The organism is Winogradskya humida (assembly GCF_016862215.1).
GTDB classification, from domain to species: Bacteria; Actinomycetota; Actinomycetes; order Mycobacteriales; family Micromonosporaceae; genus Actinoplanes; species Actinoplanes humidus.
In genome coordinates, this window is the sequence record NZ_BOMN01000010.1 from 236,776 (window position 1) to 244,016 (window position 7,241).

Here is a 7,241-nt window from a genome sequence, read left to right on the forward strand (position 1 = left end):
GTACCCACCCACAATCCTGAACCGGTTCGGCGCCCAAGATCCGCAGGCGCCGCATCGACTGTGGTGTCAGCGAGCTCGGCCGCGACCGATCAGTTTCTGCAGCCCGTCGCGAGCCGAGAAGAGGACAGCAAGAATGAGGAGCAGAGCGGGGATCACAGCGGGAAGCGCCAGAACCACCCCGGCCGCCGTGACGAGTGGCCGGTTCGGCAACTCAGGCCGCGAGTAGGTGTACCCACCGCCCTTGAACCCGCTGCCCCGCCCGATGGTCACCGTCCTGCCGACCTCATCGTCCCCGAGGAAGTTGCGCCGGGTGAAAGTCTTCCGCTCCGCGAACCCACCGTCCCAGACGATGTCCGCGGTGCACCGATCCCAGTAACCGATGCCGTACCCGATGGGGCCATGCCGCTCACAGGAAACGACGGTGGCCTGCCCGGTCAGATCGCGGTCCCGGAAATCGGGATTCGTGTAGCCCTGCACGGTCAGTGAAAGCTCTCCGAAAACGAAGATGCCGATCAGCATCAGACCGACGAACGGCCACCCTCTGATCCTGCCGCGAACGACAGCCGGAGCCGGCGCGCTGAACTCCTCGTCGTTCCGGCGCTGAAGCTCGGCGAGTTCCTCCTGGATCTGCCGGATGCGGTCCTGAGGATCAGTCACAACGGCAGCCGAACATTGGCGGGATCGGGAGAGTCGGGCAGCTTGTCGCCGGTCGCGCCGCTGTTCTGGATGCCGTTGTTGACCGCCGCCGATTTGATCGTCTCTTTGACCACGGTTTCGGTCACGCCGTGGGCTGCGGCATGGCCCTGGCTGATCGTCTTGAAGGCCTCCTGGTAGGCACTCCAGCTGTCGCGTAACCCGCTCGACGGACCTCGTGCCATTTGTTCCATCCCGGCCTGAGCCCGGTAGGCGCCGAGGATCACGCTCGCGTTGGTGCCCTCTCGCAGCGAGGTGGCAATGTTGTCGAGAATCCCTGACAGCCCTCTGATGCTGCTCCCCAGCGACGAGATCGCCGTGGTCAGACGCTTCAACAGCTGGAGAATCTGCGCCGAGCACTTGGCGACCAGAATGCCGACCTCCGCGACGACCTTGGGGATGGTGACCACCAGCAACGATTGGAGTGCTTTCGAGATGGCCGCCCCGACGACCTCGGCGATAACGTCCCGGACAGTGTTACGGACAACGCCGACCATGGCTCCGGCGATCAGCGTTGCCCGAGCCATGCCCTCGCTGATTTTGCTCAGCGACAGGATGTCCTCGACGTGCCGACTTCCGCGTGCCCGGTATGCGTCTGCGGCGATAGTGGTCCAGTCTGCGGCTGCTGAATTCACCTCGCCGGTGTAGGTCTCGGCGGCCAGGTTGACGCGGCCGGCGATATTGCGCCAGACCATCGCATGACCCTCGATCTCCTTGGGGTCTCCCGCCAGCCAGTCGAGTGGTTCACGCAGGAACGACACGTGTTCCATGAGCCAGCCGACCCCGGCCGCGAAAATCGCCTGGAACGGATCCATGATGGCGCCGATGGCCGAAAGTCCCGTCGACAAGGCGTTCGCGCCCACACTGAGCCAGTCCGCGTTCTGCCATCCGTCGATGACACCCATGACAGATTCGAGCATCCCAGCGCCCTCGTACCAGTTGGTCGAGGCCTCGGGAGCATAGATCGGCCCGTACTCGGCCATCAGGCGCCTTCCAATCGGCGGGCGACTTCCTGGTCGGTAAGGGCGAAGTCGCCGGCCATCGCCCGCAGTGTGTCGGCCAGCGCCTGAGTCGCGGTCACCGACGCCTTGAGCTCACCAACGGCGTGATCCTGGAACGGGTTCAGCAGGCTTGTGAAGAGCGGGCCGACCAATACACCGTAAGAACTGGCGCTGGCCTGAACCTCCGAGGCCCCGACCAATCCATCGTTGATCATGTCAGCGATGTCGTCGACCGCATTGGCGTGCCTGAGGACGGACTCGGTCGAGATTTCGATGTTCGGCTGACTCATGGACGGCCGGAACCCTCGTCGTCCTGGGATTCCGGGAAGCGCTCCGCGTACGTCCGAGCCACGAACCGCGCGGTTTCCGAATCGCGGCCGTAGACGTCCGAGATCAGATCGTTCATCGATTCCGCGAGCCTGGCCTGAGCCTGACGCGACGTCCGCAGCACCAATTCGCCCAGCCGCTCCAGCGGAAGCCGCTCAGCAGCCGAACCGAAATTCAACCCGGCCAGCCCACCGCTCGAGTCCACGGTCAACCGAACCTCCCCGCCGGGCGATTCGACCGTCGCGACGTTCTGTTCGATGCGACGGCTCAGCAGTTGCGCACGCTCCGCCTGCTCCATCGCCTTGAGTTCAAAAGAATGCAGCAGATCATCCGGTACCTGGTTCACGACGTACCTCCCCGTGCGGGAGATGTTAATCGTCAAGATCCGTTGGTCAACTCGCCCAACCGCAGGTCAACATGGGTGAACCGGTCGAACCGGTCAGCTGCCGAGCGCCCGGTCGAGCTCGTCGAAAAGGGCCTGAGGCGGGTTCGGGTCAAGCTCCCGCCACAGGTCTCGCCCGACCTGCCAAGCCAGCCTCACATCCATATATGTACGCCCCAAGCGCGCCACAACCGCAGCATCCAACTCGGTTTCGGCGCACCGCGACGGCGTCAGCCAATGCTCGGTGCGACCCGCCGCGAGCCGTGCCATCCACAGCAGATGTCGTTGCGCGTGAGCAAGGGCATCCTTCTGGCGTAACAGTTCGCCGCGCCGGCCGACGTGATGGGCGAGCAGCAGCCAATTGGCGAACCGCCCGCAGAGGTCGGCGCCGAAATCCACCGCCGCCGCAGGCTGGGGCAGGCGGTTGTGACGGTCCACGAGAGCCACGATCGGCGCGGCCGGCCACGACGCGACCGAGGCGATGTCATCGACCGTGGCAAAGTGGAATTCGCCGCGGATCAGCCCCGGAAAGAACGCGACATGCGCTCCGAACTCGTTCAGCACAACGTAGAGCGGCGGGGCAACAGCCTCGATCCAGGCCACGGGGTCGCCCGGATCGGTGGCGAAGAACAGCCAGAATTCGATGTCACTGTGCTCGTCGGCGCTGCCCTGAGCGAACGACCCGTACATCAGCGCGGCATCCAGCCGCAGATCAGCCTCGCATTGTTCCCGGACCCTGCCGATCAGCGTCAGCTGAGGTCGGAGGGATTCGTGTTCGCCCCGCACAACAACACCACCACCCGCTCGCCGGCCTCAGGCCGATAAGCCCCCGAGGTCAAAGCAGCCTGCGCAGCCGCCGCCCCATGCTCAACCGCCAGCCGATACTCGTCCCACAGATACCGCCGAGCGTCGACAATCGCCTTGTCCTCAACCAGAACCGACGTCAACTTCCCTTCAACCGCCGTCTCGTACGCAATCCGCCCGGCCCGCCGAGCCCCCAGCGAATCCGCCGCCACCCCCGAAACCGGAACGTCAACAGCCGCCCCCGCCTCGAGCGCGGCATTCAGTGCCCGAGCAGAACCCGGCTCCACGGCAACCACCTTCTTCTCACCATGCAGAGCCGCCGCAACCCCAGCAATCAACCCACCGCCGCCAACCGCCACCAGAACGGTGTCGAAGTCGGCCTGCCCCAGCAGCTCCAACCCAAGCGTCCCGTTCCCGGCAACCATGTCAGCATCGTCGTACGCATGGCAGAAAACCGCCCCGGACTCCTCCGCGCGCAGCACGGCGGCTGCGTACGCTTCCGCGTACTCATTGCCGATCTGAGTAACCCGGGCACCAAGCTTGGCCAGCTTCGCCACCTTGACCTGCGGCGCCGTCACCGGCACATAGATCTCAGCCGGGGCACCCACCTCACGCGCCGCATAGGCCGCCGCCAGGCCCGCGTTACCACCTGACGCGGCGATGATGCCGGCCTCGGGCAGCCCTTGCTCGGCCGCGGTCAAGACCTTGTTGAGCATCCCGCGGGTCTTGAACGATCCGGCATGCTGCACCAGCTCAAGCTTGTAAATCACATCCCCGGCATGGAGGACGGGCGTGGTACGAGCCCTGCCCTGGATGCGCTGAGCTGCAGCTTCAATCGCCTCACGAGAAATCACCTGTCCGTTCTACACGACCCCGAACAGTCCCGATCCCTGCTCTCCCCCGGGTGAGGTCCGGATTCGGCGCCGGCCGCGCCAGCTGCACAGGTGATGCTCTCTTGCTGTTTGCCAGTCCCGAGTGATGGGCCCGAACGATGAACAGCAGGCGAACTCGCACAGGGATCGGCGCTTGCGCTGACGACCCCGGATGGCGTTCCTCCAGTATCTTCAACATTGTGGCCAACTTTGAGTGGTTGACGGGAGCGTTCGGTCTTCTTTTTGCGACGGTCGCTGGCGCGATGACGGCGTGGCTCTCTGGCGAGACACGCCGACGCCGACGTGAGTCGAGGACGCTGGAGAGCCGGTACCAAGACCTCGTTGAGCGGCTGGATGATGTCCGCGTTGGCCAGCGGAATTCGGCAAAGGTCGTTTTACATTCGACTCAAGCCGTTATCAATCAAGTATTAGAGGAAGACCGTTTACTGATCGCGGGAACACCCGCCGGTAAGCTAGTACAGGAAATAAATCATTCCCTCAACACGCCGCTGGCTCAAATAGAGACGGCCGTAGAGACGCTTTCAAAGTCTGAGAGAATTGATGACACTGAACGGAAAATCCTTAAGCAAGTTGGCCAGTCGATTGAAATCTCGTGGGCAGTGCTGCGCACATATCGATCACTAACCTCACTTATTGAGATCGACGAAATAGATGTACGAGAATTATCTGAGTTGGTTAGGGCGACGTTTTATGCTGCACGGGACCAAGCGGAGCTACGGCAAATTCATTGTTCCGCCACTCTACCGAACAAGATCGCTGGCTATGAAAACTATTTCATTGTGGCTATATTGCTTCCTTTGCTACAGAATGCAGCAGAGTCAGCGCCCGAGAACTCTGTTGTAAAAGTTGATTTCGAGCGCCGAAACGAATTAGTCGATATTTCAGTGCGCAATATGTGCGACAGCCCTATTGAGGCGTTGAGTGCTGCTCGCAGCGCTAAGAGCAATAAGCAAGGGAAGTCTCATGAGGCAGTAGGCCTTCAGACTGTTAGCACGCTCTTGCAGCGTATTAGGAATTCCAGTTTTCACATGGACACAACTGACAACGAGTTTGTAGCGAAACTTACACTCCCGAGCCGGAGTTCGTAATGGACGATTTCGAAGTTCTATTTGTAGATGATGATCTAACACTTGCAGAGGGTTATGCCCGCGTGGTCCGCAACCAATTGCACGTTCGCACACATGCATCTGACAGCTTCGAAGAATCCCTCGTACTAGTAGCACGAAACGCTATTCGCGTAGTGGTTATTGATCAACGCATGCCGGAGATCACCGGCACAGAGCTCATGCGTCGCATTCATCAACTCGACCAACGCGTGCGCGTCATCATACTTAGCGGCCGAGCAGGTGAGTCTGAGATCATCGAAGCATATGAGGACGGTGTCACTAAGTTCCTGCGAAAAGACTCCTGGCGCTCAACACTAGTCGGCACAGTTCAGGACCAGTTGCTCGAATATGAGGCCGAATTAACGTCTTCCTTCAACGCAGAGGATGTCGGCAAGCCTTTATTTGAGGTACGAGTTGGACTTCCGCTGCTTGGTGAACGAATCGCTTTTTATCTTCTTTCTCGCGAAAAGCTGGATGACGCTTTCGTATCGCCATCGTCTTGGCATTCATTCGGCAATATCGACGCAGGCGTAGAGAAAGAGATTACTTACGAAGTGGAATGGAAAGAAACTGAGGAAGAAATATCTAAATCGAGCGTAACTCTTGGCAGCGAGATCGGGGTTACGGCAGGGAAGCTTACGAAGCTCGCGAGCAAATTGAAGGCTGACATCACAGAGTCACACGAATTCAAGACGGTTACTGAGCGGCGATCCAAGACAACCGCCCGAACGAAAGTGTCACTTCCGGCCGAACCGTCAGACCCCAATCAGGTCCATGTGGCTGCCCGTTCGTATGAAGTTGCACCAGTATTCTTTTTAGTTAGAAGTCTCCTCCTGAGTCACTGCTCGACTTGCCAACACAAAGCATTAGTTAAGATCGACAGTTATATTCCGAGCAGCCGGTATGCGTCACGCCAAATTGACTACCTAAGCGACGGCTCATCGCCAAGGGTTACTCTGACGGGAATACACGACGTGTCAGCATGATCCTCGCGTTGCGCTCCTACCGTGCGGGGGCGCCCCGAGCAGGCCTGTGGGGAGCAATAGGGCTTCGATCGTTCGACACCAAGCGACTACGGCTCCGGGATGCGCTGGCCGTTCCGCCACCCGGCAGAGCCTCCGGCCAGCAGTGCCTCCGGCCTACGACCCTGTGCAAGCCTCCGGCTACCGGTGGGCTACTTGCCCGTGGACCCTCGGCGGCTCTGGGATGCTTGGCCCGGTAGAACAACCACTCGCACACCGAATGCGACCAGGCCGCACCTGGGTGGCGAAAGCCGTTACTGCGGTAGAACGCTCCACCCTTTCAATACGCAGGCGCGGCCCGGCAGGGAGAGCCTGCGCGACGGGATGCCACCACTGGGCGGTCCCCATGTCGAACTTCTCAAGACCCATCACGGCTCTGCGGACGATAATTACTATCGACCAACGTCGACCAGCACTCACGTTCGAAAGCGCAGACAGAGCCCGATGTATAGGGCTGTGACCAAGTACGTGACGGACGAGTTGGCCTGTACGCCGGATTTTGTCCGCGGCGATTGCTCGCCGCTGGGCGGTCATCCATCTCGGCTTGCCGTTGCCGGCATGCTCTTGCGGCCTACCCGCAGGATCGGGCGAGCAGCCCTCGAACCCTGCGCCGGCCCTTCGCTTGCGGTCGGGGCCTTGCTTGGCCTTGCTCCGGGTGGGGTTTACCGAGCCACCCCGGTCGCCCGGGGTGCTGGTGGGCTCTTACCCCACCGTTTCACCCTTACCGGCGCGACTAGCGTGCCGGCGGTCTTTTCTCTGTGGCACTTTCCCGCGGGTCGCCCCGGGTTGCCGTTAGCAACCACCCTGCTCTGAGGAGTCCGGACGTTCCTCGGCGGCGCCGCCCGAGGGTGACACCGACGCGACCGCCCAGCCAACTCGTCCGTCGCCAACCATCCTACGGGACCTCCCCCGCCCACCGACCCCGGGCAGAGCCCGGGCAGAGCCCGGGCAGAGCCCGGGCAGAGCCCGGGCAGAGCCCGGGCAGAGCCCGGGCAGAGCCCGGGCAGAGCCCG

8 protein-coding genes and 1 other RNA gene are annotated in these 7,241 nt (G+C 61.6%); 2 read left to right on the forward strand and 7 right to left on the reverse strand.

Annotated elements, in window-relative coordinates; all coding sequences use genetic code 11:
* Positions 1 to 66: 66 nt before the first annotated feature.
* The 6 genes from Ahu01nite_RS03730 to Ahu01nite_RS03755 form a co-directional block, all read right to left on the reverse strand.
* Positions 67 to 657: a DUF6346 domain-containing protein gene (locus tag Ahu01nite_RS03730; RefSeq protein WP_203834926.1), complete on the reverse strand. Its 591-nt coding sequence runs from the start codon at positions 655 to 657 to the stop codon at positions 67 to 69.
* The gene (locus Ahu01nite_RS03735) at positions 654 to 1,676 is read right to left on the reverse strand and encodes a hypothetical protein (RefSeq protein ID WP_203834927.1); all 1,023 of its coding nucleotides are present in this window, start codon (positions 1,674 to 1,676) and stop codon (positions 654 to 656) included. Before Ahu01nite_RS03735 ends, Ahu01nite_RS03730 begins: the two co-directional genes overlap by 4 nt.
* Positions 1,676 to 1,984, reverse strand: a complete 309-nt coding sequence (locus tag Ahu01nite_RS03740; protein ID WP_203834928.1) for a type VII secretion target — start codon at positions 1,982 to 1,984, stop codon at positions 1,676 to 1,678. The genes Ahu01nite_RS03735 and Ahu01nite_RS03740 overlap by 1 nt, the downstream gene beginning before the upstream one ends.
* Positions 1,981 to 2,367 carry a YbaB/EbfC family nucleoid-associated protein gene (locus Ahu01nite_RS03745; RefSeq protein WP_203834929.1) on the reverse strand — a complete coding sequence of 129 codons (387 nt, stop codon included), beginning with the start codon at positions 2,365 to 2,367 and terminating at the stop codon, positions 1,981 to 1,983. The genes Ahu01nite_RS03740 and Ahu01nite_RS03745 overlap by 4 nt, the downstream gene beginning before the upstream one ends.
* Positions 2,368 to 2,460: 93 nt before the next feature.
* Positions 2,461 to 3,189 (reverse strand): hypothetical protein, encoded by a 729-nt coding sequence (locus Ahu01nite_RS03750; protein WP_203834930.1) that lies wholly within the window; start codon positions 3,187 to 3,189, stop codon positions 2,461 to 2,463.
* The gene (locus tag Ahu01nite_RS03755; RefSeq protein ID WP_203834931.1) at positions 3,153 to 4,061 is read right to left on the reverse strand and encodes a serine/threonine dehydratase; all 909 of its coding nucleotides are present in this window, start codon (positions 4,059 to 4,061) and stop codon (positions 3,153 to 3,155) included. The genes Ahu01nite_RS03750 and Ahu01nite_RS03755 overlap by 37 nt, the downstream gene beginning before the upstream one ends.
* A 218-nt stretch (positions 4,062 to 4,279) precedes the next feature.
* Here Ahu01nite_RS03755 and Ahu01nite_RS03760 point away from each other — a divergent pair, with 218 nt between their 5' ends.
* Together Ahu01nite_RS03760 and Ahu01nite_RS03765 are read left to right on the forward strand one after the other, a co-directional pair.
* Positions 4,280 to 5,188 carry a GHKL domain-containing protein gene (locus tag Ahu01nite_RS03760; protein WP_203834932.1) on the forward strand — a complete coding sequence of 303 codons (909 nt, stop codon included), beginning with the start codon at positions 4,280 to 4,282 and terminating at the stop codon, positions 5,186 to 5,188.
* Positions 5,188 to 6,192: a response regulator transcription factor gene (locus tag Ahu01nite_RS03765; RefSeq protein ID WP_203834933.1), complete on the forward strand. Its 1,005-nt coding sequence runs from the start codon at positions 5,188 to 5,190 to the stop codon at positions 6,190 to 6,192. Before Ahu01nite_RS03760 ends, Ahu01nite_RS03765 begins: the two co-directional genes overlap by 1 nt.
* Before the next feature lie 508 nt (positions 6,193 to 6,700).
* Here the strand turns inward: Ahu01nite_RS03765 and rnpB are convergent.
* Positions 6,701 to 7,107, reverse strand: an RNA gene (rnpB, locus tag Ahu01nite_RS03770) — RNase P RNA component class A.
* Positions 7,108 to 7,241: the final 134 nt, after the last annotated feature.